Raw genomic sequence first — 25,962 nt, forward strand, 5'->3', positions numbered from 1 at the left:
GCCTAGGTGTCGGAGATTCACTGACTCCAATAAAAATTCATCTTTCTCTGTCAATCGGGGCATCCTCTATAATGTTAAATTCTCACACTATACAGGAGGCAAAGTATGAAATCGATTCACATTAAAATAGTATTAGCGTTATGTATCTCTATCTTCACCATTATGGGGTTGCAGCCTTCGAATCAACACTCCACGGTTGCAGCCGCTAACCACAAATCCTCTACTAAACAGACTCCATTAACCTTTGTTCTAATTCATGGGTCTTGGGCTACTGCAGGTTTTTGGGATGAAACAGCCGCTGAGCTTCGTAAGTTAGGGCACACCGTCTACACACCGGAATATGCAGGACATGGCGCGGATAAGAATAATAATGTAACACATGAGCAAATCACAAAGTCCGTTGTCGACTATATTAAACAAAAAGACTTGAAGGATTTTATTCTGCTCGGACATAGCTTCGGCGGATCAGTCATTCAAACAGTTTCCCAGCAAGTACCTGATCGGATCAAACGGATCGTGTTCTTTGATGCCTTCGCGCCGCTTGACGGGCAAAGTGTGGCAGATCAATTTCCTGCTGAGTCACTTAAATCCTTTGAACAGCTAAGAGACGCTTCCGGTAATAACACCATCACGCTCCCTTTCCCGCTCTTCCGGGATACCTTCGTCAACACTGCCAGTCTTGCGCAAGCACAAGCCTTTTATAAACAAGCTCCGCCTGAACCAGCTACCCCACTGTTTGAAAAGCTGGATCTCAAGAAATTCTACAGTCTCCAAATCCCTAAAAGTTATCTTTATCTGACGGAAGACACGGCTATCCCACAAGGTCCATATGGGTTTCACCCGACTCAATCCAGTCATTTGGGCGTTTTCCGCTTCATCGAGGGCAAAGGTGATCATATGACCACTGTCCGAACCGAGCCAAAAATGATGGCGGAATTGATGGTCAAGGCGGGTAGAGATTAGTCGCGTAATAGCGGAATAATGCATTCAGTCAGTAAAAAAGAGCAAGCGTACGGGAATGTTCCCTACTACGCTTGCTCTTTTTACAATTCTCCGCATGTCATTTAAGGATTCGGCTTCACTCCGGTAATCACCCAGCTATTATGATCTTTAACAAGTGAGATCGTCAGTAGCATAGATGGTTCCGGACCATTTGAAGTCGCGGAATCTATGCGCATTTCTATGACCTCTGAATTTGGGTTAATTACTGTTTCTTTAGTAACCTCGTACTTTGTAATCCACGGACTGGATACACCAGTTACCCAATTCAGTTCAACAAACTGCGGATACATAACCTTTTTAAGTTCCTTGGAAAAAATCGAATATTGAATTGAAGCATTCCGGTGCTGCAAACCGAACCCGTATAGCTCAGCCGCTTGAAACGCAGAAGGCAATATGATTCGTTTAGACTCGGGAGCTGGCAAAGGCATGGCTGAGAGCAGCTTTCCATTAGACTGAATCACCGTTTCGTTATCAGGTGCACCTATTGCGATTCCTGGCAGAAGCAATACGCCTGCGATCAGGGTAACCGCCAATTTCTTTTTACTAATCAGAATCACCTCATAGAAAGCTTTTTCACCTCATGTGAATTGAATTCTAATTATTCCCCGTTATCGCTAACTTTTATGTAACCAAAATGCCAACAAAAAAAGCGACCGTGACAATAACGGAATCGCTTGTGTGAAATAGAAATCTATTATCGTTCTACCGATTGTTTAAGCCGTTGATCAGGCGTGAAAAAGAGTCGGTAGCTCAGTACACTTAGCAGTATACTTGTTATGGCCGCAGAAGCGGTGAATGAGAACACAATCAGAATCTGGTAGCGAACAGCGATTACCGGATCAGCGCCTGCTATAATCATACCCGTCATCATACCTGGAAGCTGGACAAGTCCTACTGTCTTCATTCCGTCGATGGTAGGGATCATGCTGAATTTCACAGATCTTTTTCTAACTTCATGGATCGCTTGTGGAACCGTTGCACCGAGTGACAGCAGGGTCTCGATTTCCCCTTTGCTCTGCTGTATTTCGTGCTTGATATGGTTAATGAACAAACCCGAGACAACCATAGCGCTACCAATGGTCATGCCACTAATGGGAATGATATATTGTGGGGTCGCCTCAATAATATGTAAGCCGAGCAGAATCCCCATCATAAGGAGCTCCATAGTAGCGATCGCAAGTCCAATTCTCCAGACTAATCCACGTAGACCTTTTCCTCTTTTCGCTGCATTCCATGCGGCTACACTTATCATGAAGATTATTATCAAAATAACATAGATCATCTGATCGGTTTTAAAAATAAATTGCAGTACATATCCGACCGCAAGCAATTGAATCGCCGACCTTATAGTGCCTACAATAATATCTTTTTCAAGTCCGAGCTTTTGCCATACCGAAACCAACATCGTCCCTAACACAAACAGAAGCGTAAAACTCAGTGCAGTATAACTCATAAGAATGACGCTCCTTCTAACGGTCGAATAAATCTTTTCGCCAAGTCTTCCTCAGATTCAGCAAAAAAAGATTCACTCAAGTGTTGTTCCAGCTTACCATTCCCCATAAACCATGTAGTAGTGCTTATTCGGCTAGCCTGCTTAAGGTCATGGGTCACCCAAATCATTGAAGTCCCTTCTTCTTTATGCCACTGTTCAAGTAGATCCTCTACCCTTTGAGTGCTGTCAATGTCTAGTGATGCAGTGATTTCATCGAGCAGTAGAACAATAGGTCGTAGCAGCAATGACCGAATCAGGGATATCCGCTGCTTTTCACCGCCAGAGCAATCTGCTGCTTTTTTACTTAAATCCAATTGTTCCAACCCTAGTTGTTCCAATAACCGCTGAACTAATTTATGGTCATATGGTCTGTCATGCAGCTTGCTGACGGTTCTTAGGTTATCCTCCACACTGCCAGGCAACATAACCGCTTGTTGAGCCACAAACCCGATTTTCATTCTCCACAGCCTTGAATCCATATTTTTGAATGAAGTGCCCTTGATAAGCATATCCCCTTCATCTGGAGCATCCAGCAGAGCCATTATCCTAAGTAGTGTGCTTTTACCTTGACCCGAGGCACCGATCAGAGCGATTCGGTCCGATTCAGATATTTCAGCGGAGATGTCAGAGAATAGATATTTCAAAGCTTGTTCGCTGCTTTTCCAGTTCAATTTTGCAAGTCTTTGAATTTCAAAAATACTGCTCAATGCTTTACCTCCTATTGCCAAACGAAAAAATATCATACCATTTCGTATTATAGCATTTTAGCTGCATAAAAAAAGAGAAAGGCATCTCCCCCATGAGACATGCCTTTCCCATATATTAATTAATTTATTGATTAAACCGAGCTGTAACGAACACCGCAGGTGAATTCCAGTAGATCGTTACCTCATTCGTAGAATAACTAAGTTCATGATCGGCAAAGCACTGAGCGGCTGGTTTTCCTTGTAAATGTTCTACTACATATTCATCATGAAGCCCACGATCTGGTCCCCCAGATACAAGACCCGGCACAGGATCAACCACATGGTCACCAACAGATGGACGATGATGCGGATGCATCACTGGATGATCGCCAAATCCGGTAACATAACTGATATCCAGTACGTTACGACCCATCAGATAGTGCAAATGATCTAGCGCACAGTCCGCAAAGCTCGAATTTCCACTAAAATATTCAGCCACAACTAGCAGCATAGCGTTGTTCATTACTAGCATATTGCTACCCCAAATATAGTCTTCCTCTTTCAAAGAGATCCTATAGCCATCCTCGCGACTCTGTTCAGATAAACGTCCAGCTTCAGCTAGAAGTCCTTCTCTTAAGGAAGCATACAAAGCACGGTCTGCTAGATCTTCACCATTTAATAGATACGCAAGCGTGCCGTAGCCCCCCATATCTGCCCAGCCTAGACTGTATTTTGAAAAAGACAACTGCACCAGTTGCAGAACGGCTTGATGGTATTCTTCTTTCCCCGTCGTACGATAGAGCTCCGCAGCTGCCCAATACCGCTCATCCTTGTCGTTCCCATCTCCATATTCACCGGTGCTAATTTCTGGCGGATTTATAAACCCTGGCGCATCTGGATGTTGAACAAGCCATTTCCAAGCTAGTGTTGCGGCATCCAGACATTTCTTCGCATAGGCTGAGTCAAAGGGCTCATACATCCGCGCTGCCATGGCCATGACTCCAGCAAAATCTCCAGTGGCGGTTGCTGACACCGGTGAGAAATATAGATCTGCTGTATCAGCCTCTGGCATCACATCCAAATCTGGAAAGCTCAGCGTAGTCAGCTTATGATACACTCCACCTGTTCTATAGTCTTGCATTTTGAATAACCAATCCAGCTCCACTTTGCATTCCAGCAGTATATCTGGAGTTATCCCCCCACTTTCAGGAATCGGGATAGCGCTTACAAAAGCAGATGGATATAACTCATAGGCTAGTAATAGATCAGCGATGGCCTTGGCTCCAGGGCCGCTATATTTACCATAATCACCTGCATCATGCCAGCCTCCAGAACAATCTAGACGACGCTCCGTTTCACCATATACAATTCCCTCTGCTGTATGACATGCCTTATGCTTCCAATCTCCAGCATACTCTTCAGTCAACTCAACCCCGCAACGATAATAATAAAAGGCCTTCAACAAGCCCTGTTGAAGCTCGTGATAAGGTTTATCTGAGATTATAAATGATGCCGAAGCTATCCCCTCACCTTGCTCAATCCGGTATCTGCCCACTGCATGAACCTCAGAAAAGTCACCTGTATGTACAGTTACTCCGCTTGCCTCATCAAATCTGGGAGCACCTGTCTGCCCTTCGAATACAACATTTCCATGATCAACATCAACAACCTGAAAGCCATGTCCAGCACCAGTAAACACTGCAATCTTTTCTCCACCCACCGGATATCCGATTTGATTTACAGTAATGGTTCGGAGTCTACGGTCACTCATCTTCATTCTCCTTCATATCAATTTGATGAAGCCAATGATTACAAGTCTCTCTTTCAAGTTGAGAATACTCTATTCTAGTTGTACGTGGCAATGATTACTACAATAAAAAACCTAGAGTTAACCAGAAACGGTAACTCTAGGTGATATAATCAGATTATTTGTCTCCAAGCAGCTTAATAAAGTTAGCTGGAAGTGTGAATTGCTGATTGTGAATCACTATACGGCGAAGCTCCTCAAAGGAACTAAGATCATCATCTTCATCGTCGTCTTTGATTTCCTTAATGTCCCGATGCAGTCGCTCCATTTGCAGATCAAGTGCATGAGCGGCATCCGCTGCATTTTTCAATTCACGCGTCATACTCTCTGGTACTGACTTATTATATTTATAGAAAATTTTATGTTCGAGACTTGCCCAGAAATCCATAGCAATGGTACGAATTTGTACCTCAACGCACACTAACTCCTGACGATCTGACATAAATACAGGTACCTGAATCAGCAAATGCAAACTTTGATAACCGTTAGGCTTGGGATTCTTAATATAATCCTTCACTTCAAGAACCGTTAAGTCGTCCTGCTTCTGAAGCATTTCACTTACATGATAAATATCTGAGATAAAAGAACAGGTAATTCGTAGACCTGCAATGTCTTTAATACAATTTCTCACAGAATCTAGAGATAATTCTCCATTTTTGCGGAGCATTTTGTTCATAATACTCTCGGGAGACTTGATTCTCGATTTGGTATGTTCAATAGGACTGTAATCGTGAAGAGACTGAAACTCCTGTTTGAGGATCTCAATCTTCGTCTCCATCTCATCAAGCGCAAATTTATAAATCAACATAAATCGGGTGATCTCGTGCTTAAGCTTCTTAAATTGTTCGATTTGATTCTCGGGGGTCATTATCCATTTCTCCTCTTGTAGCTTTTCTCTATATTTATCATAGCCAATCCACTAGTGAAATTCAAATTCAGCGAGCGAATGTGAGGTTATTCAAAGTTAATTTGATTCAAATCCCATATTTCAAATGGGGTATTAACCTACCCATATTCTACCACATCTAATGATTAGCAGAAAAAGAGCTCCCTCTCGGCAGCCCTTTCATCTGTTACAGTAACTGTTCTCTAGTTAAGCTGTTTCCACTTTTGCTCCAACGTTTGAGGGACATAGCTTTCTAATTTTTTTAATAGTTCCAAGGGTTCTTGATCTATATTTAACAAACTAAGATGCGAAGTGTTAGAAAATCCCTCGTTAATGCTATGTTGAATTAGATTCATCAGAGGATCAAAATAATTCCTGATATTTAAAACCCCTACCGGTTTCTTATGAATACCGATTTGTGACCAGCACAAAACCTCAAACAGCTCTTCATACGTCCCAAAACCGCCGGGTAAAGCAATAAACCCATCCGCCAATTCTCCCATTTTTGCTTTTCGTCCATGCATATCTTCCACTTCTATCAGCTGCGTTAATTCTCTATGTACCATCTCTCCATTAAACAATCCCCTAGGCATAACTCCGATCACCTCACCTCCACCGTTCAAAACAGCATTGGCGACCTCACCCATTAATCCAATTCTTGATCCCCCGTAAACTAAGCGATATTGGTTCATAGCCATGTAGTTTCCAAGTTCAACAGCTTTGACTTTATATTCCTCATGAACCCCTAAATTCGATCCTGCAAAAACACAAATTGATTTCAAATCCTCATCTCCAAACTATATATTGATAATATCCGACATCTAATATACTATATGTTGGAGAATAAATCATATAAAAGATTAAGGAGAGCTACATAATATGGAGATCAATGAAGTGCAGAAATGGATTAAAAGTTATTATGGACAAAGAGGCTGGACCGATTATGGTCCTTTTATACGGGTTGGATTTCTTATGGAAGAGACCGGTGAGGTTGCACGGGCAGTACGCTCCTATGAAATCGGAAGAGATCGCCCAGATGAATCTACCCCTCCACCAGAGCAACTGAAACAAGACTTGATTGAGGAAATTGGTGATGTGCTAGGAAATATAGCCTTGTTAGCCGATTTGTATGGTATCACTTTAGAAGAGGCATTTACTGCACATAAGGAAAAATTAGTTAAACGCTTTAATTCCTAAAAAGAAGGCGAAAAAGGGCTACAATCGGCATCACCGTATTGTAACCCTTCATTATCTAACTATTTAAACCTCGTTAAGCATTACTGCCTAATGTATGATTCGAAATAGCATTAATTATTGTTTCCCAATCATCAGGGTGAACTTCGTGACCCGTTCCTTCTAGGGTTAGTAGCGACGCATTAGGAATTTCATCGGCAAGCGCCAGACCATGCTCCAATGGAAGTACGCTGTCTTCTGTACCGTGGATAACTAAGGTAGAAACCATGGTATTTTTCGCCTTCCCCTCGTAGTCATCCACTCCTGTAAGAAGCGAATGATTAAACATGCTGAGCAAGTTGTTTGCACGTTTTATTTCCATCCTAACTTGTTTATACGCTCTTTTCTCATCGAATTTATGTTTTGATCCACAGAGTATGCTGGAACCGGAAACCAAGTAATCTGCGACCGCTTCTTCATCTGACCAATCCAGACTAGCTCCATTGGCATGAAAAGCGAGGATCCTCTCATCCATTGGAGGTAAGTTCCGGTCATTATCATCAGATTCAAAAATGCTAGATGCGATCAATGTTAAGGTTAGAACTTTTTGGGGATGACGTATAGCAAGGACTTGTGCAATCATTCCACCTAAGGACATCCCAACGATATTTGCCTGTTCTATATTATAAGCGTCAAGTAACCTAGCAGCATCATCGGCCATATCAATTACCGTATAATTAGAACTCCCAGGCTTATATACAACAGAACGTCCCACATCCCGGTTATCATACCTTATAACATATCGTCCTGTATCTGCTAATCGCTGACAAAATTCCTCATCCCAATAAACCATTGAACAAGTGGCACCCATAATTAGTAATACTGCTGGATTGCTGGGGTCTCCAAAACTATCCGAACATATATCAATACCGTTTACTTTAAATATCTTTTCGCTCATTGTTTATTCCTCATTTCATTCGAATTTGGTAATCAAAGAATGCACACTTAAATAAGACCCGTCACATTTTGAAATAAATGGATGTTGGTATCATTGAATTGTACCTCTAATTAACGCAAACGAATGAACTTGATGATCACGATAAGCACTCTCCTACTTCATATTAAAGGGTTGTTAACCCAATTTCGATTATAACATAAAAAGACTATCCTCTGATTTTGAATCAGGAGATAGCCTTTCCATTTATCCAGACAAAACTATTCGTTAAATAAATACTTCCTCAACGGTCAAATTTCGCTCCTTGGATAAATCCCTAAACGTAGTTTCATCTACTTTCACTAACGGTTTAAAAATATCCAAAGGGTTGTTCATAATAATAATACCTTGCTCTCCGTTGCTAAGCTGCACACTTTTACCTACGAAGTTCGGCAGTAAATGTCCAATCAAAGCTTGTACCGCATTTCCATTCAGCTTGCCAAAGCCCAGCTCATGCACCTTGCGCAGAACGGTAATCAGCCCTTGTTTGGGTTGATTCACTCTTGCAGAGGTCATCCCAACATAGGCATTAGCAACAGCCACAATCAGTGTATACGGGTGCAGGTCCGCCTTACGAAGCATATTAGGATAACCAGTCCCATCCTCGAATTCATGATGCTGAAGCGCCACCAGAGCGGTCTTCTCGTCATTCATAGATTTAAGAATAATATCGTATCCATACGAAGTGTGACGCTTTAGTTCTTCAGTTTCCTCAGGGGTTAAGATCCCCGTCTTATTTAAGATAGATGGGTCGATCTGACTTTTTCCTATGTCGTGTAAATACCCTGCCCGGCTAATCTCGTAGCGTTCTTCTTTGGTATAACCTAACCAAGTCGCTATGTAAAATGATAGCAGTCCGACCTGTAATGAATGATTGTATGTACCAACATCTTCTCGTTCAAGCAACAGCAATAAGGAAACTACATCCTTATGTTCATCCATTTTTTCCAGCAAGGGCTGCAACGTAAGATCAACATCTGACTGCGTGAAACTGCCCTTGCTGAGTGCTTCTAGAAAAATAGATTCATAGTTTTGGATCGCTAGATCAAAGTTTCCATTTAGGCTTTGCTCCAGATTCGTTCCCTCATTATCCATCGCAATGCTGCGAGGTTCAATATCGACATAATCGATACGATGTCTCATCAGGAGGGTGATTTCTTCTTGGTAAACAATTGTCCCTTTTGGGAGCACGTGTAAACCAACACTATTAAAAGTGTCCAACATAAGACAATCGCCATGTTTGAGATCCGTGACATGAGCTTTCAAAATTCTGCACCCTTCCTATCAATAGGTATATTTTACCTTAAGGATAGCTAAATTATTCCAAAGTCACAATATGGTTAAAGTCTCATTAACACTCTCAATTAGTTCAAAAGACCCCCGCAACATCACCTAAAAAGGAATACTAAAGTCCGCTATCACTTTTCCAATCAACTGATCCTTCGCTACAAAAGGAGTAGCCCAGAGATGAGCATCATAGCTTATATTCCGGTTATCTCCGAGAAAAAAGTAATGATCCGCCGGAACCGTAACGGGTCCAAAAGTATAATTCATCCGCTCATTAAGATAGGGTTCATTGATCTCCGTTCCATTTCTGTAAAGGGCTCCATCTTTAATTTCAATGGTATCACCTGGCAACCCTATCAACCGCTTTACATATCTTTTATTCTCATCACCTGCTACCGGAGGCGTAAACACGACGATATCTCCATGATCGAGTGTCGTCATCCATAACATTTTTTCAACGATTAGACGGTCATTAATTTCAATTGTAGGAATCATAGAGCCAGTAGGAACCCTCATGGCTTCAGCAACATAAGTTCTTACAAACAAAGATAGGACCACTGCGATAGCAACACTAGGCAAATATTGTTTGATAAATTTCAACATAATTGCTCACCTCATATTCATTTTATAAACTCTTTGATTGGTGCAGAAGCTTTTTTCGCTCGTTCATATTCAGTTCATATTGTCGTCATGTAGGGTTCACCTTCATCGGATATGCTTTCTTTGGTAAGTCGATAAGATAGCCAGAATAACTGATGAGGACAGGTGAAGAGACGAGTGAAACCAGAAGAAGAGATTATTAAAAAAAGGATGAATAAACCGCTTAAAATTATACTTATTTCCTTAGGGGCTTTAGCTACTGCAATAGTGCTTTTTCTAGTGACTGTTTTTGTCGCTAATATTTTTCTCAATAAATCGGACCAAGCTAAAATAAAACCCTATGGTCAGTCTGTAAGCGTCGATGGTAAAAATATGAACGTTTTGATTCAAGGAAAGGGTGAAGAGACAGTCGTGCTCTTACCTGGTTATGGAACGGTGGCACCGGGACTTGATTTTAAGCTGTTAATAGATGAACTATCACCATTTTACAAAGTTGTTGTGATTGAGCCTTTCGGTTATGGATTAAGTGATAGAACTGAAAAAGAGCGAACCACAGAAAACATTGTGAGTGAAATTCATGAAGCTGTAAAGCAGCTTAATATTGACCGTTATATTCTAATGGCACACTCTATTTCCGGTATGTACAGTTTGAATTATGTGAACAAATATCCAAACGAAGTGAGTGCATTTGTCGGGATTGATAATAGTATTGCAACGGAAGACAGAATAGGTGTTAAAATACCAACAGGAAAATTAAAACTACTTAGAAAATCAGGCTTGGGCAGATTGTTATTTAAATCAAGTGGAAATCCCTATGCTGAATTGCCGTTTGATGATGAAACTAAAGAACAATTGAGATTGCTTACGCTTAGAAACACTTATAATTACACTAACTTAAATGAAGTGGAACATATGTCTTCTAATTATAAAGGGGCTCTAAATTCAACTTTTCCAAAGGATATTCCCCTTTTGCTCTTTGTACAAGGGGATGATACTCTCTTAAAAGATTGGATATCATTGCATGAAGAGCAAGTCAAAAATTCCGTACAAGGAAAATTGGTAAAACTTGATGCAGGACATTATCTGCACCATACCAAATCAAAAGAAATCGCCGAAAATTTTAAGACATTTATGAAAGAAATAAAATAAGTATAGATTGTATCGCTCAGATTGTCTAAACCGTTTCACCTATTCTCCATGCTGCTGCATCATGTGCAAGCTTCCTTGCATTTCATGCCGCAGCATTTTTTTTCTTATTCATACTCGTTAATATTTACGTACCCACACTTCTAAAACCGCTCAATAATGCGATTCATTTCCCCATCTACGTCCATCATAGTATTCTTAGGAATATGAATAACCAACAAACCGCCAAAGATCTGTTCACATTTCCCATCATTCTCTGTGATCCGTTGTTTAAAAGCAGAAATGGCTGCTGAATCAACAGCCTCTTTACTGAGGAGCCAAGCGTACCTTTTGAAATGAGATTTCTGTACAGTTTCCTGATAGTAATAGATCCCTAGCTCTTCTTTCACCCGTATAATATCACCCATTGTAACACTTGGATTAAAGATCGGCGTCTCTTCGATGCGGTATTTATCTTTACCGACTGGAGTAACATCAAGGATTTCAATTTCACGGCCTGCTGGATCGAAGCAAATATGTAGTCCTGACGAATCTAGCATCAGCACACCTCAATTCTATTCAAAATCTGATCTTGATGATTCTAAATAACACAAAACACAATAAATACATTAAGCTTGTAATCCCGAACAACCTGAAGATTCCCGGCGTTAATAACATATATAAACTGTATGGAAAACTCCAAATAAAGGCGAGAAGCATGAGAAGGCTTCTGTTTAAAGAGACACCTATCGCAAGTAATCCGGCAGGCAACACCAACATTACCATACTTATTATAATACTGGATTGATTCGTAACCTCAGAATACGGATTAATGAATATAAATATAAACCATAAAAAAACGGTCATCAAACTGGATACATATCCAATGAGTTTAATGATTGTTAAGTTTATGGATTGCTCCATTCCATCACCTCAATTCTTTCGCAATAATTCTCTCCAGCCATTTCCACGGGAGCAGCGTTTTGCCTAAAATCAAGATCTGGGTGCCTTTGCCGATAGGATACCGAAGCCTCGGTGACTTCATTTCAGTAATACGACCGATGAGATCTGCCACTTGCTTTGGATCAGGTGCAGTTTCAGCGGTATGCTTGGAATATCGTAGCACAGCGTCCAGACGGTCTCTATAAGGAGAATCCTCGACTTGACGAATTTGTGCCATTCCTTTTCCCCAAATCGAAGTACGGAAGGAGCCAGGTTCAATTAATACTACACGTATTCCATAAGGAGACATTTCATGACGCAGACTTTCACTGAATCCTTCTACTGCAAATTTGGAAGCTGCATATGGAGCGTACCCTGGAAACCCGGACAACCCGCTTATACTCCCCACGTTAATAATCGTACCACTTTTCTGTTCTCGCATAACTGGCAGCACAGCTTTTGTCACCGCGACTAATCCGAAAAAATTCGTCTCCATTTGCTGACGCCATTCTTCCATGGATATCTCTTCTATGAAGCCGCCTATAGCAAAGCCTGCATTATTTACCAAAACATCAATTCTTCCGAATGTTTCGTGTACTGAGGTTATAGTCGCCTGTATAGAATCACTATCGGTAACATCCATGGTCATAAAATGAAGCTGCTTCAAGAGTCCTGCATGCTCTGCCTGCTGTTCAAGCTCGCCTTTACGACTCAAATCGCGCATGGTTGCTACAACTTTGAATCCCTGTCCTGCTAGTTTAAGGGCTGTGAGCAGTCCAAATCCACTAGAGGTTCCGGTTATTAAGGCCACTCGATCATGCATTCGATCTAGATGTGAATTCATCTTTGACTCTCCTTATGTTTCATTATTTCAAAAAAGCAAACAAATGTTCTTTTTCGGATTGACTATCCATTAATTTCAAGTTATAGTAAGTGTATCATTTATATTTCTGCGGGAGAAGCACCTCGCAAGATAGGCATTCATGCCTATCTTGGAGGTGCTTTTTTTGCGCACATAGACTAATTAAGGAGCTGAAATGAATGTTTATTCACAATTTTAGTTATTTAAAGAGGTTTGTCCAATTAATCCTAGTAGTAGCTCTCCTCAACATCAACCTTACATTAGCTTCTGCAGGTACAGACTGGGATTCAGCCTTAGATGACATTAACGGTCTCCATGGTAATTATACCTCGCTTCAAGTAGCCCTCAAGTCCGATAGCTCAAAAATTCAAATGCTACGTAAGCAGAACAATGAAACACTGAAATCTATTCACTCTGTCATAGAGTCAACAGATAAGGTTCTGCTGAGTCGTTTATCATCTGAAGCAATGTCGGCTCAGAAGAAACATGCTCCTCTACTGGACCAATACAGCACACTCAGTAAGCAGTCTACCGCAGCCAAGAAAGCTAAGGACTTTAAGACAGCCACTCTCCTGGATCTAAGACGCAATAAGCTAAAAGCTGCGGTAACACTCGCTCGAACTGAAATTAAGGCCAAGACAGACGCTTTGGCAACTGCCCGCAAGCAAACAGCTGCCAAGATCAAGCCTATCAAAGATGCTCTGGCACCAATCACAGCACTGAAGAAGCAAATCACCGCCGAGAACAAGAATATCGCTGTAGCACAGAAAGTTCGTTCAGAAGCAGATAAACAATATAAATCGGCTGTAAAACAAGGGGATGCAATTAAGGCAGTATCAGAAATGAGAATATCCTATGAGCAAATGAAACGAATTCATGACATGCATCAGAATATTTACAGCTGGGAGCAGAAGATCTCCCTAGCTCTACGATCTGCAGAGTCTAAGCTTCCATAATGATTCGCTCCCACCAGCTCATATCAGCTTCACTAACATACTAATTAGTTGGGCTGCGGGCACAATTAGGAGCTGAGCAAATATAGTACCTATAAATCGTGAACCCATCAATACCACATATATTTTTCCTAGCTGATCACGGTATTCTACATTTTCAGTGGCTTTATGGGTAATAAGACCAAGCTGTGGGTCGATAAATATGGTCAACAGTATAGTCGCCATTCCGTTAATCAATCCTGAGGCTTGTGAAGCAGTCGTGCTATATTGAGGCATCAGATGAGCAGCATACAAAGATGATATGACCCCTACGGTGTAAAAGGCTGTAACAAAAACATTCATAACAATAAAACGTTTAGGAATCCCCAGGTATCTGAAGTTATATAGATTCACTTTTGGTTTTCTTATGTATTTTCTAGTATTTTTTAACTGCCCGATCGTTACGCTCGTAAGCAGCTTGGGAATAGAACCTTCGATTTCAAGCTTTGAGATGATTCTCCCAAACAAGCCTACAAAAGTAGGGAAAATAGCAATGGCAATTAATGTCCCTAATGAAGAAGCTAACAATATAATTCTCAAGTAATTAAGAAGCGGGAAATCAGAATGTATTTTGGCATAATCTACGAATTTAGCCGTCAGTGGAGCTTGAATCATGTTTGCAGTTCTTGACACGAGAACAATAATGCCTGTCAGAGACAAAGCAATAGCTATCTTGTTCAGCTTCACCCCGGCGTATCTTACCGAATAAGATAAGGTTTCTGCTGTATGAATAATCATTGTAAGCAAGCATACTACAATCAAGCTATTTACCATTTTTAGGTTCATCTCCATTAAAAGCTATTTATCTATTCGGTGCAGTTTTGGGCGAAAGTATTGATCCAGTCCGTAAGAAAGCGTAATTCCAACGGTATATCGAACAAGGTCAATCCATAGGAATCCCTTTCCGAGAATCAACCCACCGAGTATGGTAGCACGGATGCTGTTGATCCACTCTGCTTGATACAGTTGGCTAAATTCTATGCCGAAACTAAACATCAGGCTCCACATAAAAGCGATCCACAGCTTCCGGTTCACTAGCAGTACACGAAACATAAAGTAAACCATGCTGCCCCAAAGCGCATCTCCAAAATGTCTCGTTACAAACAAAGGTAGCTGTTCCGAGAATGCTCTAGAGCATAACCCCAGTACAATAACAATTAAGCAGATGCATCCATAAATAACTCTTTCTTTTAAAGCATTGACTCTCATTTCCATCCTCTATCCTGCGTCTGACTTGAAATTTATGCTTGATATAATATTAATCATCACGATATAAAACGGATAAATAATCATGGCCCCTATTATGATTAACCCCGTTACCGGAACTGGTTTATCCGCAGCTTCTGTAATCGGGGACCATGCTGCGAATAAATTAATAAACAGAACCAAATAGGGAAACCACAGGATCGTAGTGAAATACATGGATTTTTTACCGATCAAATATTTTTTTGTCATCCAAACAAACCCTAAGTACTTCGGGGTTCCACATTCGTTCCACACTAGTGAGCTCTAATTCGTCAAATTCCAGCCTATAAATATCTGGTTTCGAAGTCTGTTCAAAGAACTCATAACCATACTTTTTATTGAAGTAATTCAGGATAATGGTCATGATATTCCCGTGGGTACCTAGTGCAATTTTGCTGCCTTTATTTTGCTGGATCAATTGCTTCATGATGGGGATCGCACGCTCTTGCGCTTCCTGAGTACTCTCACCATTTGGCATTTTATATTGTAAGTCTGTGAATGATGCCCGGATACCTTGAAGAAATTCTTGTTCACTGATCTCAATTTCCACACTTGCGATGGCTCTTTCTCTAAGTTCCTCATACAGCTTAATTTCTTGATCTGAAGCTTCAGCCAAATACTTAATTGTATCGATGGCTCGTCTATAAGGACTGGAGACAAAATGTGTGATCTCTTCCTCTGCCAATATTTCTTTAATTCTATAAGCGTCCTCATGCCCTTTATCAGATAATCCTCGTTCCCTCTCATCTCCAAGCACAAAAGGTGATACCGCGTGCCTAATCATATAAATAAAAGTCTTCATGAGTTACTCCTCTCCAGCTCATTCAAATATCGTTTTTGCCACTTCGCGCTCTTTCTTGAAAATCTCCACTGGATAGGGAATGGCCATCTCGGGCAGCTCACTCTCTTTAAAGAACTTAAATTCTTCGACTTCTCCATCCATTGCTCTCAGCGTTCCACGGATGATAGAACACTCAAATACGATGACTGTATATTCCACCTGGTCTCCATTGTTATATTCGTATCTATATTTCCCTCCACCAAAAACCCCAAGAATGGAAGTAGGATGCACCATTAATCCAGTCTCTTCATATACTTCTCTGCGCAAAGTTCTTCCCGGCCGTTCCCCTGGCTCGATGGCGCCTGCTGGCAATCCCCACAAGGACTCTTCAGGTTTTCGAATAAATAGAATTTCATCTTCTTTATTTCTTATTACTGCAGCTACGGAAGGCATCATTAATAACTCTGAACCGACTTTTCCTCGGATCTCCTGATAATACTCAGACATCGGCACGCTATTCATCCATCCTCTCACACCGTTTTGTAGAACATCATCCTATTTTCCTCCGGCTTCCCAAAAACCCACATTATGTATATATTAGACATCTCTGTGATGGAATCCTTTAGATTCGGTAATATGCTTAGCGTGGAACAAAAAAAGCTTCCGAACGGCTCAATACTTTCTGAGGTCCGGAAGCAGTTACAATGAGGTGAGACTTTGAGCTTAATGTTTCCCTTTGTAGCCGGCAAGCTGTACGATCATGATGACAAGAACAAGCAATGAAATGAGCTGATCAATACTCATTTGCGTCCGCCTCCAATCCCAAATGAAGGATGGCTCTTCGGACGGCATTTCCTCTCCCAAGGACACTGCTTCGTTCCCCTTATACACACTATGTAACATGAGTTCCAATTATTACTTTAAGATTGACTTACCCCTCCATACGAGCAATTTCTTTCTCCACTTCATCTAGTTGATCTTCGCCGAACACTTTAAAGCCATTCTGCCGTAATAACTCCGTAGTCGTACCTTCTCCTGACATCTTCGTATCCATAAAAGTACCATCATAAATATAAAGACTACCACAAGAAGGACTATCCTGTTTTAATATCGCTAATATAACTTGATGTTCTGTAGCCAGCTTCAGCGTTGCTTGAGCACCTTTCATAAAAGGTTCCGTAACATCCACACCTGCACCTGTTACCACCCGCTCACCTTGCCGCTGGGCATCAGGACGAGGCGTTGATAACCCTCCGACTACCTCAGGACAAATGTGGACAAAACGCCCTTCCTCATACCACTTCAAGAAACGAGCATCGAGACACGGTACATCACCATTATCATAACGCACTTTATGTCCTAACAGACATGCGCTTACTAGAATCTTCCCTGTCATCGTTATCTCCACCAGTCCGTCTAGTATTTAATATATGGCTATATTATTTACGACACAAAACTGATATGCAAGATCGAAATGCTTGTCACTGAAATCTTTGTGCTTCATATACAAAAGAATGCTTATTATGTTCATATAGGCATCATTAATCTTGATATTGGGGGGTCTTCTCACTTCTATACCGACTCCAGCAAGTCCACAATAAATCAGCCATAAGATAGAGTCCCACGAAAGGAAAAATAATTCCCCAAACATTATAGACTAGTGAATACAAACGCTCCATAAACGGCTGAATCCCATATACACAAGCTACCGATAGCGCCCACCAATATAGGGAGAATCGAAGGCAAATATGCCCTTGCAGTTGATAAGACATCCCTGAATAATCCCACCATTGCTTTTGAAACACAGTTTTCAGCACCCAACCACTTACGTATTCAACAGCTGAAGGAACGACTAACGCAAGCAGGAGGAAAATTGGGAAAGGCAGGGTTAAGTCTCTGGCAATCAATAGAAGCAGTGGTGCAAATCCATACATTGGTTTAAAAGGGCCTTTTAGAAAGCCTTCTTTGCGAAAGCTTCCATTACTATATAAGTTATATGTACCTTCCAATATCCAGCCTAAAAAAGAGTAGATCATAAAATAAAAGAAATATTGGCCAGCCACTGCCATCGCAGAATCTCCGCTTGAAGAAAATATAGAAGTCATCATGTTTATACACCGCTCCTAGTTGTCATTATTTTCTTAAATATCCATCCGGCCCTATTATGCCTTAATCCTTCAGGAGATATGCGCAACAAAAAAGACATAACCCAAAGGTTATGTCTTCATTACAAATTATAAAAAGTGAAGCGGATTCTCTATCCATCCACGCTTATGGTTTAAGCCGTTCTTCGTGATTCTGAGCCGATATTAGCGACTGATCGTCGTCTTGTTTCTTTAACGTATCCGTTGTAAGTTCACTACGTACGCCAAAGTTTGAACCATACTTTTTCTCAAAGTTGCCTACAAGAGCCTCACCACGTTTTTGCCGATATCGGCTGTTCTCATTCCGACTACGCATTTCATTTCCTCCCTGCTACAAGAATGGCTGAGATCTGTGAAATATGCGAAAAGCTACTAAGAATTTGGAGAAAACTCTCTGATGAGGTTGTACCTGAATTCATTATACAATAATTTCTAAAATCATCTCAAGAAAAACAGACTGCCCAATGAAGGACAGCCTGTCTTCCGAATCATTTAGTCCAAATCGTTAGGAAGCGGATCAGGATGCGAGGACTCTGCAGGCTTGGCTACCCAATCGTCTGCTTCTGGCTCGATGTCCACACCATTCTCCATCTTCTTAATTTCAGCTAATGAATCGCCGTCTTTATTTTCCTTGTTGCGGATTTCCGCTTCATCTTGAGAATAATCTGACATGTGAAATCCTCCTCAGGTGCTTTGCTTTATTTGTTCCTTAGTTATAGTTACCCGATGGAGTGTTTTGCAAACATAGTTACGATGAATGAATTTAAGGGTACATGATCCAAGCTACCACCGGACCGATACATGAACCGACAATAGCACAAACGGTCATCGCTACGGAGCTCATTGAAACTGACTGTTCACCGTATTCCAGTGCCTTTGCAGTTCCAAGTGCATGAGAACCCGTTCCTAACCCGATCCCAATCCCAACTTCGCTTCGAATCTTAAACAGTTTAATAATGAGAGGACCGCCAATCGCACCTGTAAATCCGGCAATCATTACAAATACGGAGGTTAGCGAGGAGTCCCCACCTAAACCATTTGAGATTTGTATCGCCACAGGTGTTGTGATCGATTTTGGCAAAATGGACAGAACATACAATTTAGAGAATCCTAGACCAGCCGCCAAAAGCAGACCACTAAACATCCCTAATAACAGACCTGCAATCGCTCCCCCCAGGATGGCCGGAAGATTCTCAACTAACACATTACGTTGTTTATACAATGGGTAGGCTAGCGCCACTACAGCAGGACCGAGTAACTGATTGATCCACTGACCGCCTATCATATATGTATCATACGGAATATGAAAATATAGAAGTATTGCTACAACAAGGACTGTTGCTGTTAACGCGGGAATCAGTACAGGAAACCGAAAACGTCTATAAATTACGGACATCATCAAATAAATAGCAACATTAAGCAGGACAATTCCTGTCGCGATAAAAAACATTATAATTCCTTCCCCTTTTCGCTTAAGCTCTTGCTGCTCCAGCCCGCCTTGCTCTTTCCTTTCAAGGTTGAAAGCCATTGACTCGTATGTGCTGCTGCTGCAATTGTGAGGACGCTGCTAACGATAAGAATCAAGATTAAGAGCAAACCTCTTCCACTAAAAATATCCATATGCTTCACGATCCCAGCCGTCGCTGGAATAAAAAATAACGGAAGGTAAGCTAATATTGTTGTTGCACCATCTTCAATCCACTTCACTGGTACAACCTTGAATAGCAATAAAACAAAGAGCAAAAGTAATCCGACGATACTCCCAGAAACGGGAAGATGCAGCTGCTTTTGCAGGAAGTCTCCAGCCAAGTAGAACAAATAAAGCAGGAACACTTGGATAATTATGCGAATGATTTTCATGATGCAGGATCCCTTCATTATTAAATTAACTTGATAAAGCTTAAAATGGGTCACCTCAATAAGAGTATCAGAGTTTTCATGAAAATTTCAATTACTTTTCGAATCTTGTAAGAATTAAACAAAAATAACCTGCATGATCTCCAAGACACTGGAGACTTTGCAGGTTTCATTATTTTCGTTATGCAGCTCAAAAATGAGATTCCAGCTTAGTTAAACCCACTGAACGACTTGCTCTGCGCTTTGTCTTGTTTTTCCACGTGGTTCATTCAAACGATACCCAAAGGCTACCATGCAGGAGATTCCAAAATGTTCGGCATCCATAATCCCCTCTTCGGCAAGAACTTGCTCTATCTTCGCCTTATCGAAACCTTCCATTGGGCAAGAATCGATTCCGATTAAAGCGGCTGATGTCATCATATTACCAAGGGCTATATAAGTCTGACGGCAGCTCCATTCGAACATTGCACGCTCATTCTCCATCAATCCGAAATCAACCTTTAAAAACTTATCGAACATATTACCTTTCCCCTCCATCACTTCTGGAGGTAGCTCCTGCACATGCTCCATGATCCCTTTAATATAATCTGAATCAGCAGCCATATCTTTAGGAAGACGTGAGAGAATCAATACAAAATGACTTGCGGTTGACAATTGCTTTTGTGCTCCCCAGGCATGAGCACGTAATTTCTCTCGTATTTCCGGACTTTGTACTACGACAAAACGCCAAGGCTCGAATCCGAACGAACTTGGTGACAGACGTCCTGTTTCCAGAATAAACTGAAAGTCTGACTCACTAATTTTTTTATGACTATCAAATTCTTTAGTTGCATGTCTGAACTGGTAAGCAGACAGGATTTCATTCTTGTTTAATGATAAAGTATCCACATTTAACACTCCTTTTATTTGCTTAGAATCAACGGCCCATTTGACTGTTTGCCGTTCTCATGCTTAATATTAGAATATATATCACTTCTTTAAAAGTACGCACATTAATGTTATGTAGTATACAAAATGATACTATGGGAGTTGAACGGCTATGCGTGATCGAAAAGGTGGATTCGGAGATTTCCCAGGAGGCAATAAGGAAGCTTGCCCTGTGGAATTTACGCTCGATGTTATAGGAGGAAAATGGAAGGGAATTCTCATCTATCACTTGATGGATGGAACGAAACGCTTTAACGAATTTCGCCGGATATGCCCAGGAATCACTCAACGCATGTTAACCTTGCAGCTTAGAGAGCTGGAAGAAGATGGAGTTGTTCACCGCGAGGTCTACCATCAGGTTCCCCCGAAAGTCGAATACTCGTTAACTGAATTTGGCAAGACACTGACCCCTATTATTAAACTCATGAAAGACTGGGGCGAGGTTTACAAAACAAAACAGCTTTCCGCAGAAAGCTGTCCAGAAGGTACAAATATTACGGTGTAGCTCAAAGCTGCACCTTTTATTTTTCCCCATTAAAAAATGCTTCGGCCTTTTCCTTATGTTCGTTGGTTACCTGACCAGATATCGCTTTAATGCCTGCTGCAATGATCGCTGCATCATCTGTAAATCCAAGGCCGAGAATCGCATCGGGTATCGCATCAATCGGGGAGATGAAATAAGCCAACGCTCCGAAGGCAATTCCTTTTGCCCATAAAGGGGTCTTTGCATCGACTGCGCAATAATACATCGCAATAGCATCTTTAGTAAATGGGATCTTGCCTGCGAACTTTTTAGTTTTAGTCCAAAAATTCCGCGTCACCATCTCCTCGTTCTCTTTACTGTATGGAAACTTCTCTGCTGTGAGTTCCGCAGTGATCTTATCATCATCTTTCTTCATTAGATTTTCCCTCCGCAAGGTTCATATGAAGTACATACAGTCAGTATACCCTCAGCTATTATTTATATCTTTAAGATAAACTATAGCTCGTTCTATGAAACTTACACAATATCATTTAATTTCTTTGATTTTATTCAAATCACTGCTGCATAACGCTTCAAGATTCTTAAAGATTCGCTCAGCATCCCAATCCCACCACTTAAGCGCTTCTAGATGTTCGATCAATTCATCATCAAAACGTTGTCTGATTACTTTACATGGATTTCCTCCAGCGACACTATAAGCCGGGATATCTTTGACAACTGTTGAATTGGCCGCGATGACGGCTCCATTACCAATATGTACACCCGGCATAACCGTAACATTCTGCCCAATCCACACATCGTTGCCAATCACCGTATCTCCTTTTAAGGGTAAATCTGATAGTTCTGGAACCGCATGCTCCCAGCCATTAGACATGATATTAAAAGGGTAGGTCGTAACAGAATTCATTCGATGGTTCGCACCATTCATGACAAATTCAATACCTTTGGCAATCGCGCAGAATTTCCCAATAATAAGCTTGTCACCAATAAAATCATAATGATGAGTCACATGCTCCTCAAACTTTTCGGCACCGTCTATATCATCATAATACGTATAATCGCCAATCGTAATATTTTTTCTTGTAATCACATTTTTGATATAACAGATGCTTTTGATCTGTTCATTCGGATAGAGCACATTCGGATTCGGTCCATATTTCTCCATAATAACGCCTCTCTCTCTTTTTGATAAAACATAGCAGAGATCACATATCTTTTCAAATAAGTACTAATCATGAACATAAAAAGCGGCTACCGTGTGGTAACCGCCATAACAAGTACTTTATCGCTTTGATAAAACATCTACTTCGTATTGCTTCACATCGCTCAGCCAACTTTCTCGGACAGGCACACCATTCGTCGCACAATAATAATCCCAAATAGCTCCGAACGGATAAGATTTCAATTCCTCTACCAGTACAAGTCTAGTAGTATAATCCCCATCCAGTTCAATTTGCTTCAATAGCTCTATCGGTTCCAGCATCGCACGTAGCAGAGCTTTGATTGTGTTACGTGTTCCGATCACCCAAGCGGCAATGTGATTAATACTTCCGTCAAAGAAATCGAGTCCAATATGAGTTCTTTCTAGGAATTGACCTCTAACTAGTTCACGAGCAATCTCCAGCAGTTCATCATCCATAGTCACCACATGATCACTATCCCAGCGTACTGGACGGCTAACATGCAGCAACAATTGATCACCAAACAGCAGCCAAGAGGATAGTTTATTCGAGATGGTCTCGGTCGGATGGAAATGCCCAGCATCGAAGCAAACCGCTTTGCCCCGACTTAGTGCATAACCCATATAAAATTCATGCGAACCTACCACATAACTTTCTGAACCAATTCCGAACAACTTGCTTTCTACAGCATCAATGTTATATCGCTCATCGATCTCCTCGCTGAAGATCTCGTCCAGTGATTGCTGAAGTCGCACTCTCGGTGACAGACGGTCGATCGGTGTATCTTTATATCCATCTGGAACCCAGAAGTTGGTTACACAAGGCTGACCTAGTGCCTGACCGAAAGATTCGGAGATTCGGCGTGAAGCCTTGCAATGAGCAATCCAGAAGTTGCGGATTTCAGGATCCGAGTGGCTTAGTGTGAAGCCATCATTAGCTTTTTCATGAGAGAAGCAAGTGGGATTGAAATCCAATCCAAGCCCCTGCTCCTTAGCCCAGTGCACCCATCTTTCAAAATGCTTAGGCTCTAGCGCATCAAGATCTACAGTTTCTTCCGTATCGGCATAAATAGCATGTAAATTAACTTTATGACGTCCGGGGATAAGTGCTAGTGCTTGCTCCAAATCACGGCGCAGCTCCTCCGGATTTCTAGCTCGCCCCGGGTAACTGCCCGTGACCGCGATTCCGCCACTTAGTTCCTTTTCCTTATTCAGGAAGCCCTTTACATCGTCTCCTTGCCAGCAGTGCAATGAAATTTTGATTGCTGCAAGCTGCTCTAATACTTTATCTACGTCAATGCCATGCTGTGCGTAGAGCTTTTTCGCCTCATTATAGCTCGTCTGAATGTTCTTTAAGCTTTCTGTATTCTGCACCATGCTTGAGCCTCCTGATATTTTCTTAGTGATTTCATTTAGGGGGATTTATACCCTTCTTTTGGTCATTTTCCGCTTTTTGCGCTCAATGAGGGGGATTTATACCCTTCTTTTGCTCGTTTTCCGCTATTTCCGCTCAAAGAGGGGGATTTATACCCTTCTTTTACTCGTTTTCTGCTTTTTCCGCTCAAAGAGGGGAATTTATACCCTTCTTTTGCTCGTTTTCCGCTTTTTACACTCAATGTAGGGGATTTATACCCCTCTTTTGCTCGTTTTCCGCTTTTTACGCTCAATGAGAGGGATTTATACCCTTCTTTTGCTCGTTTTCCGCTATTTACTCTCAAAGAGGGGGATTTATACCCTTCTTTTACTCGTTTTCTGCTTTTTCCGCTCAAAGAGGGGGATTTATACCCTTCTTTTGCTCGTTTTCCGCTTTTTACGCTCAATGTGGGGCATTTATACCCTTCTTTTACTCTTTTTCTGCTTTTTCCGCTCAATGAGGGGGATTTATGCCCCTCTTTTGCTCGTTTTCCGCTATTTATGCTCAATGTAGGGGATTTTTGTACCTCTTTTGCTCATCCATAGCTATCTAATAGTCATCCCATGTATTCTCGGTTACTTTATTAGTTACTCTTATACGACCTGCAGTCGAGCAAACTCAGCCAATGCCGCGGTTTTTAGGGAAGAGTCCATCTCTTGTGGAATATAGATTGTTACATCAAATGAACGAAATATAATTTCTCTTGCTTCTTTAATATCTGTGACTGTACCCACGCTGATCATTTGCATAACTACGTTACCTAATGCGGTGGATTCCGTTGGACCAGCGTAAATCTCCATCTCTAGCAAATCCGCCGCAATTTGGCATAGCAATCCATTGTTCGCCCCTCCGCCTACGATGTGCAGCCGCTCCCACTTCTCGCCGGTCAATAGCTGAAGATCCTGAACATAGAAATAGTAAGAAAGAGCAAGACTGTCAAACACACATCTGGCGATCTCCCCTGGTGTCTTTGGTACCAACTGTCCGACTTCCGCACAATAGCTCTGTATCTCGCTGATCATGTTGGATGGATTCATGAATCGTTCATCATTGCAGTAGATGATGGATCTGAAAGGAATCTCTTGCTCTGCTAGCTCCACCAGTTCACCGAAGCTGTATTGACCACCATATTCCTCACGAACCTTTTGGATCAGCCACATCCCCATAATGTTCTTAAGAAAACGGAACGAACCGAAGGCTCCCCATTCGTTCGTATAGTTACGTTCCATCGCTTCTGGACTTGTAATGGCTGAAGCTCGTTCCACCCCGATGAGTGACCAAGTACCACTACTGAGAAATCCCCATTTGTCGCTACTTGCAGGAACGCCTAGTACAGCTGATGCTGTATCATGTGTGGCAACTGCTATGAACTCACAATCTGGAAGATCACCGCGTGCCACCAAGTCATCAGTCAATCCGCCAATTCGTTCCCCAGGTTCCGTTAAGGGAGGAAACTGCTCTTTTGAAAGACCAAGCAGTGCCAGTAAATCAGTATCATAATCCCGAGTTTGCAGATTAAGCAGACCCGTGGTTGAAGCATTCGTGACTTCACTAATTCTTCGTCCCGTAAGCCGATAGTAGAGATAATCAGGGACCAACAGGATTGAATGTGCTGCTTCAAGATCTGCCTGATCATGCACAAACAGCTGGTACAACGTATTAATCGGGAGAACTTGTATCCCCGTCTTTTGGTAAACGCTTTCAGTTGATATATTGCGGTGTACGCTTTGTACCGCTCCATCTGTTCGGGAATCACGATAAGAAAAAACTTCATGAATTCGTGTACCCTTCTGATCTAGAAGTACGTAATCCACGGCCCAAGTATCAATTCCGACGGTACAATGCTCAATTCCTTTTGACTTCGCCTTCTGCAAGCCTTTTACAATTTCAGCAAATAAATAATCGACGTCCCAATAAAGATTACCATTCTTCTCAGAGAACCCATTACTAAAACGGTGGATTTCTGTTAATGATAAGGTTCCTTCCGGTTCTTGCAAGGTTCCGCAAACGACTCTCCCACTAGAGGCTCCAATATCAATAGCAATATGATTCTGACCCTGTTTATGTGCCCCAGCATTCATT

At 41.5% G+C, this 25,962-nt stretch carries 34 protein-coding genes; 5 read left to right on the forward strand and 29 right to left on the reverse strand.

Features of this window, described 5'->3' with window-relative positions:
- Positions 1-105 precede the first annotated feature (105 nt).
- Positions 106-963, forward strand: coding sequence for an alpha/beta hydrolase (locus tag MKX35_RS23065; protein WP_076298435.1), 858 nt, complete (start codon positions 106-108; stop codon positions 961-963).
- A gap of 101 nt (positions 964-1,064) precedes the next feature.
- Here the strand turns inward: MKX35_RS23065 and MKX35_RS23070 are convergent, their stop codons facing one another.
- The 6 genes from MKX35_RS23070 to MKX35_RS23095 form a co-directional block, all read right to left on the reverse strand.
- Positions 1,065-1,559: a hypothetical protein gene (locus tag MKX35_RS23070; protein WP_076298436.1), complete on the reverse strand. Its 495-nt coding sequence runs from the start codon at positions 1,557-1,559 to the stop codon at positions 1,065-1,067.
- A gap of 137 nt (positions 1,560-1,696) precedes the next feature.
- Positions 1,697-2,455, reverse strand: coding sequence for an ABC transporter permease (locus tag MKX35_RS23075; RefSeq protein ID WP_042187159.1), 759 nt, complete (start codon positions 2,453-2,455; stop codon positions 1,697-1,699).
- The gene (locus MKX35_RS23080; RefSeq protein ID WP_143759311.1) at positions 2,452-3,201 is read right to left on the reverse strand and encodes an ABC transporter ATP-binding protein; all 750 of its coding nucleotides are present in this window, start codon (positions 3,199-3,201) and stop codon (positions 2,452-2,454) included. The genes MKX35_RS23075 and MKX35_RS23080 overlap by 4 nt, the downstream gene beginning before the upstream one ends.
- A 124-nt stretch (positions 3,202-3,325) precedes the next feature.
- Positions 3,326-4,951 carry a glycoside hydrolase family 9 protein gene (locus MKX35_RS23085; RefSeq protein ID WP_076298437.1) on the reverse strand — a complete coding sequence of 542 codons (1,626 nt, stop codon included), beginning with the start codon at positions 4,949-4,951 and terminating at the stop codon, positions 3,326-3,328.
- 154 nt (positions 4,952-5,105) lie between these two features.
- Positions 5,106-5,855 (reverse strand): GTP pyrophosphokinase, encoded by a 750-nt coding sequence (locus MKX35_RS23090; protein ID WP_042187155.1) that lies wholly within the window; start codon positions 5,853-5,855, stop codon positions 5,106-5,108.
- Positions 5,856-6,076: 221 nt separating this feature from the next.
- A complete protein-coding gene (locus tag MKX35_RS23095; RefSeq protein ID WP_076298438.1) occupies positions 6,077-6,655 on the reverse strand; it encodes an LOG family protein in 579 nt (192 codons plus the stop codon).
- 97 nt (positions 6,656-6,752) lie between these two features.
- On the opposite strand from MKX35_RS23095, the gene MKX35_RS23100 reads away from it, so the two are divergent.
- Complete coding sequence (locus MKX35_RS23100) at positions 6,753-7,070, forward strand: MazG nucleotide pyrophosphohydrolase domain-containing protein (protein WP_042187151.1); 318 nt, start codon at positions 6,753-6,755, stop codon at positions 7,068-7,070.
- Between the two features lie 73 nt (positions 7,071-7,143).
- On the opposite strand, the gene MKX35_RS23105 is transcribed toward MKX35_RS23100, so the two are convergent.
- From MKX35_RS23105 to lepB, 3 genes are all read right to left on the reverse strand, one after another.
- On the reverse strand, positions 7,144-8,004 hold the full coding sequence (locus MKX35_RS23105; protein ID WP_076298439.1) for an alpha/beta fold hydrolase: 861 nt from the start codon (positions 8,002-8,004) through the stop codon (positions 7,144-7,146).
- A 264-nt stretch (positions 8,005-8,268) separates the two neighbouring features.
- Positions 8,269-9,306, reverse strand: coding sequence for an HD-GYP domain-containing protein (locus tag MKX35_RS23110; protein ID WP_076298440.1), 1,038 nt, complete (start codon positions 9,304-9,306; stop codon positions 8,269-8,271).
- A 126-nt stretch (positions 9,307-9,432) separates the two neighbouring features.
- On the reverse strand, positions 9,433-9,930 hold the full coding sequence (gene lepB / locus MKX35_RS23115; RefSeq protein ID WP_076283028.1) for a signal peptidase I: 498 nt from the start codon (positions 9,928-9,930) through the stop codon (positions 9,433-9,435).
- A 207-nt stretch (positions 9,931-10,137) separates the two neighbouring features.
- Between lepB and MKX35_RS23120 the strand changes: the two genes are divergently transcribed.
- Positions 10,138-11,076, forward strand: coding sequence for an alpha/beta hydrolase (locus MKX35_RS23120; protein ID WP_076283385.1), 939 nt, complete (start codon positions 10,138-10,140; stop codon positions 11,074-11,076).
- A gap of 140 nt (positions 11,077-11,216) precedes the next feature.
- On the opposite strand, the gene MKX35_RS23125 is transcribed toward MKX35_RS23120, so the two are convergent.
- On the reverse strand, positions 11,217-11,612 hold the full coding sequence (locus MKX35_RS23125) for a DUF4265 domain-containing protein (RefSeq protein ID WP_076298441.1): 396 nt from the start codon (positions 11,610-11,612) through the stop codon (positions 11,217-11,219).
- 368 nt (positions 11,613-11,980) lie between these two features.
- Positions 11,981-12,838: an SDR family oxidoreductase gene (locus tag MKX35_RS23130; protein WP_076298443.1), complete on the reverse strand. Its 858-nt coding sequence runs from the start codon at positions 12,836-12,838 to the stop codon at positions 11,981-11,983.
- A 197-nt stretch (positions 12,839-13,035) separates the two neighbouring features.
- On the opposite strand from MKX35_RS23130, the gene MKX35_RS23135 reads away from it, so the two are divergent.
- Positions 13,036-13,812, forward strand: coding sequence for a hypothetical protein (locus MKX35_RS23135; RefSeq protein WP_076298444.1), 777 nt, complete (start codon positions 13,036-13,038; stop codon positions 13,810-13,812).
- Between the two features lie 18 nt (positions 13,813-13,830).
- On the opposite strand, the gene MKX35_RS23140 is transcribed toward MKX35_RS23135, so the two are convergent.
- The 13 genes from MKX35_RS23140 to MKX35_RS23200 form a co-directional block, all read right to left on the reverse strand.
- Positions 13,831-14,622 carry a lipid II flippase Amj family protein gene (locus MKX35_RS23140; protein WP_042187128.1) on the reverse strand — a complete coding sequence of 264 codons (792 nt, stop codon included), beginning with the start codon at positions 14,620-14,622 and terminating at the stop codon, positions 13,831-13,833.
- 24 nt (positions 14,623-14,646) lie between these two features.
- Positions 14,647-15,057 (reverse strand): ribosomal maturation YjgA family protein, encoded by a 411-nt coding sequence (locus tag MKX35_RS23145; protein WP_081382731.1) that lies wholly within the window; start codon positions 15,055-15,057, stop codon positions 14,647-14,649.
- A 9-nt stretch (positions 15,058-15,066) separates the two neighbouring features.
- Positions 15,067-15,303, reverse strand: coding sequence for a hypothetical protein (locus tag MKX35_RS23150; protein WP_076298445.1), 237 nt, complete (start codon positions 15,301-15,303; stop codon positions 15,067-15,069).
- Complete coding sequence (locus MKX35_RS23155) at positions 15,278-15,895, reverse strand: histidine phosphatase family protein (RefSeq protein ID WP_076298446.1); 618 nt, start codon at positions 15,893-15,895, stop codon at positions 15,278-15,280. The genes MKX35_RS23150 and MKX35_RS23155 overlap by 26 nt, the downstream gene beginning before the upstream one ends.
- Before the next feature lie 18 nt (positions 15,896-15,913).
- Positions 15,914-16,387, reverse strand: coding sequence for an NUDIX domain-containing protein (locus tag MKX35_RS23160; protein WP_076298606.1), 474 nt, complete (start codon positions 16,385-16,387; stop codon positions 15,914-15,916).
- 210 nt (positions 16,388-16,597) lie between these two features.
- A complete protein-coding gene (locus tag MKX35_RS23165; RefSeq protein WP_156113097.1) occupies positions 16,598-16,744 on the reverse strand; it encodes a hypothetical protein in 147 nt (48 codons plus the stop codon).
- Positions 16,745-16,805: 61 nt separating this feature from the next.
- Entirely contained in the window at positions 16,806-17,270 is a 465-nt protein-coding gene (locus MKX35_RS23170; RefSeq protein ID WP_076298447.1) for a DUF523 domain-containing protein, read from the reverse strand.
- Positions 17,271-17,415: 145 nt separating this feature from the next.
- Complete coding sequence (locus MKX35_RS23175; RefSeq protein ID WP_256716217.1) at positions 17,416-17,982, reverse strand: putative ABC transporter permease; 567 nt, start codon at positions 17,980-17,982, stop codon at positions 17,416-17,418.
- A gap of 163 nt (positions 17,983-18,145) precedes the next feature.
- Positions 18,146-18,334 carry a hypothetical protein gene (locus MKX35_RS23180; protein ID WP_076283037.1) on the reverse strand — a complete coding sequence of 63 codons (189 nt, stop codon included), beginning with the start codon at positions 18,332-18,334 and terminating at the stop codon, positions 18,146-18,148.
- Between the two features lie 176 nt (positions 18,335-18,510).
- Complete coding sequence (locus tag MKX35_RS23185; protein ID WP_042126589.1) at positions 18,511-18,690, reverse strand: hypothetical protein; 180 nt, start codon at positions 18,688-18,690, stop codon at positions 18,511-18,513.
- A gap of 91 nt (positions 18,691-18,781) precedes the next feature.
- A complete protein-coding gene (locus MKX35_RS23190; protein ID WP_042187114.1) occupies positions 18,782-19,468 on the reverse strand; it encodes an LrgB family protein in 687 nt (228 codons plus the stop codon).
- On the reverse strand, positions 19,468-19,878 hold the full coding sequence (locus MKX35_RS23195) for a CidA/LrgA family holin-like protein (protein WP_076283039.1): 411 nt from the start codon (positions 19,876-19,878) through the stop codon (positions 19,468-19,470). The genes MKX35_RS23190 and MKX35_RS23195 overlap by 1 nt, the downstream gene beginning before the upstream one ends.
- 210 nt (positions 19,879-20,088) lie before the next feature.
- A complete protein-coding gene (locus tag MKX35_RS23200; RefSeq protein ID WP_076298448.1) occupies positions 20,089-20,763 on the reverse strand; it encodes an NAD(P)H-dependent oxidoreductase in 675 nt (224 codons plus the stop codon).
- Between the two features lie 151 nt (positions 20,764-20,914).
- On the opposite strand from MKX35_RS23200, the gene MKX35_RS23205 reads away from it, so the two are divergent.
- Positions 20,915-21,307 (forward strand): winged helix-turn-helix transcriptional regulator, encoded by a 393-nt coding sequence (locus MKX35_RS23205; RefSeq protein WP_060622450.1) that lies wholly within the window; start codon positions 20,915-20,917, stop codon positions 21,305-21,307.
- Between the two features lie 16 nt (positions 21,308-21,323).
- Here the strand turns inward: MKX35_RS23205 and MKX35_RS23210 are convergent, their stop codons facing one another.
- The 5 genes from MKX35_RS23210 to rhaB all read right to left on the reverse strand — a co-directional run bounded on the left by MKX35_RS23210 (position 21,324) and on the right by rhaB (position 25,961).
- On the reverse strand, positions 21,324-21,701 hold the full coding sequence (locus MKX35_RS23210) for a YkvA family protein (RefSeq protein WP_076298449.1): 378 nt from the start codon (positions 21,699-21,701) through the stop codon (positions 21,324-21,326).
- Positions 21,702-21,812: 111 nt separating this feature from the next.
- Positions 21,813-22,451 (reverse strand): Vat family streptogramin A O-acetyltransferase, encoded by a 639-nt coding sequence (locus tag MKX35_RS23215; RefSeq protein ID WP_076283041.1) that lies wholly within the window; start codon positions 22,449-22,451, stop codon positions 21,813-21,815.
- A 117-nt stretch (positions 22,452-22,568) separates the two neighbouring features.
- Positions 22,569-23,843, reverse strand: a complete 1,275-nt coding sequence (gene rhaA / locus MKX35_RS23220; protein WP_076298450.1) for an L-rhamnose isomerase — start codon at positions 23,841-23,843, stop codon at positions 22,569-22,571.
- A 62-nt stretch (positions 23,844-23,905) separates the two neighbouring features.
- A complete protein-coding gene (locus MKX35_RS23225; RefSeq protein WP_143759313.1) occupies positions 23,906-24,337 on the reverse strand; it encodes a hypothetical protein in 432 nt (143 codons plus the stop codon).
- Between the two features lie 136 nt (positions 24,338-24,473).
- Positions 24,474-25,961: a rhamnulokinase gene (gene rhaB, locus MKX35_RS23230; RefSeq protein WP_076298451.1), complete on the reverse strand. Its 1,488-nt coding sequence runs from the start codon at positions 25,959-25,961 to the stop codon at positions 24,474-24,476.
- Between the last annotated feature and the right edge of the window lies 1 nt (position 25,962).

Origin of the sequence: Paenibacillus sp. FSL R5-0923, from assembly GCF_038009145.1 — a bacterium.
GTDB lineage: Bacteria > Bacillota > Bacilli > Paenibacillales > Paenibacillaceae > Paenibacillus_AQ.

Bases quoted from the DNA above. Each gene is read 5' to 3' on its own strand.
- MKX35_RS23065 (WP_076298435.1), top strand. From the start codon at position 106: ATGAAATCGATTCACATTAAAATAGTATTAGCGTTATGTATCTCTATC.
- MKX35_RS23075 (WP_042187159.1), bottom strand. From the start codon at position 2,455: ATGAGTTATACTGCACTGAGTTTTACGCTTCTGTTTGTGTTAGGGACG.
- MKX35_RS23085 (WP_076298437.1), bottom strand. From the start codon at position 4,951: ATGAGTGACCGTAGACTCCGAACCATTACTGTAAATCAAATCGGATAT.
- MKX35_RS23090 (WP_042187155.1), bottom strand. From the start codon at position 5,855: ATGACCCCCGAGAATCAAATCGAACAATTTAAGAAGCTTAAGCACGAG.
- MKX35_RS23100 (WP_042187151.1), top strand. From the start codon at position 6,753: ATGGAGATCAATGAAGTGCAGAAATGGATTAAAAGTTATTATGGACAA.
- MKX35_RS23105 (WP_076298439.1), bottom strand. From the start codon at position 8,004: ATGAGCGAAAAGATATTTAAAGTAAACGGTATTGATATATGTTCGGAT.
- lepB (WP_076283028.1), bottom strand. From the start codon at position 9,930: ATGTTGAAATTTATCAAACAATATTTGCCTAGTGTTGCTATCGCAGTG.
- MKX35_RS23120 (WP_076283385.1), top strand. From the start codon at position 10,138: ATGAATAAACCGCTTAAAATTATACTTATTTCCTTAGGGGCTTTAGCT.
- MKX35_RS23125 (WP_076298441.1), bottom strand. From the start codon at position 11,612: ATGCTAGATTCGTCAGGACTACATATTTGCTTCGATCCAGCAGGCCGT.
- MKX35_RS23130 (WP_076298443.1), bottom strand. From the start codon at position 12,838: ATGAATTCACATCTAGATCGAATGCATGATCGAGTGGCCTTAATAACC.
- MKX35_RS23135 (WP_076298444.1), top strand. From the start codon at position 13,036: ATGTTTATTCACAATTTTAGTTATTTAAAGAGGTTTGTCCAATTAATC.
- MKX35_RS23140 (WP_042187128.1), bottom strand. From the start codon at position 14,622: ATGGTAAATAGCTTGATTGTAGTATGCTTGCTTACAATGATTATTCAT.
- MKX35_RS23145 (WP_081382731.1), bottom strand. From the start codon at position 15,057: ATGAGAGTCAATGCTTTAAAAGAAAGAGTTATTTATGGATGCATCTGC.
- MKX35_RS23150 (WP_076298445.1), bottom strand. From the start codon at position 15,303: ATGACAAAAAAATATTTGATCGGTAAAAAATCCATGTATTTCACTACG.
- MKX35_RS23155 (WP_076298446.1), bottom strand. From the start codon at position 15,895: ATGAAGACTTTTATTTATATGATTAGGCACGCGGTATCACCTTTTGTG.
- MKX35_RS23170 (WP_076298447.1), bottom strand. From the start codon at position 17,270: ATGACAGGGAAGATTCTAGTAAGCGCATGTCTGTTAGGACATAAAGTG.
- MKX35_RS23175 (WP_256716217.1), bottom strand. From the start codon at position 17,982: ATGATGACTTCTATATTTTCTTCAAGCGGAGATTCTGCGATGGCAGTG.
- MKX35_RS23180 (WP_076283037.1), bottom strand. From the start codon at position 18,334: ATGCGTAGTCGGAATGAGAACAGCCGATATCGGCAAAAACGTGGTGAG.
- MKX35_RS23185 (WP_042126589.1), bottom strand. From the start codon at position 18,690: ATGTCAGATTATTCTCAAGATGAAGCGGAAATCCGCAACAAGGAAAAT.
- MKX35_RS23190 (WP_042187114.1), bottom strand. From the start codon at position 19,468: ATGTTTTTTATCGCGACAGGAATTGTCCTGCTTAATGTTGCTATTTAT.
- MKX35_RS23195 (WP_076283039.1), bottom strand. From the start codon at position 19,878: ATGAAAATCATTCGCATAATTATCCAAGTGTTCCTGCTTTATTTGTTC.
- MKX35_RS23205 (WP_060622450.1), top strand. From the start codon at position 20,915: ATGCGTGATCGAAAAGGTGGATTCGGAGATTTCCCAGGAGGCAATAAG.
- MKX35_RS23210 (WP_076298449.1), bottom strand. From the start codon at position 21,701: ATGAAGAAAGATGATGATAAGATCACTGCGGAACTCACAGCAGAGAAG.
- MKX35_RS23215 (WP_076283041.1), bottom strand. From the start codon at position 22,451: ATGGAGAAATATGGACCGAATCCGAATGTGCTCTATCCGAATGAACAG.
- rhaA (WP_076298450.1), bottom strand. From the start codon at position 23,843: ATGGTGCAGAATACAGAAAGCTTAAAGAACATTCAGACGAGCTATAAT.
- rhaB (WP_076298451.1), bottom strand. From the start codon at position 25,961: ATGAATGCTGGGGCACATAAACAGGGTCAGAATCATATTGCTATTGAT.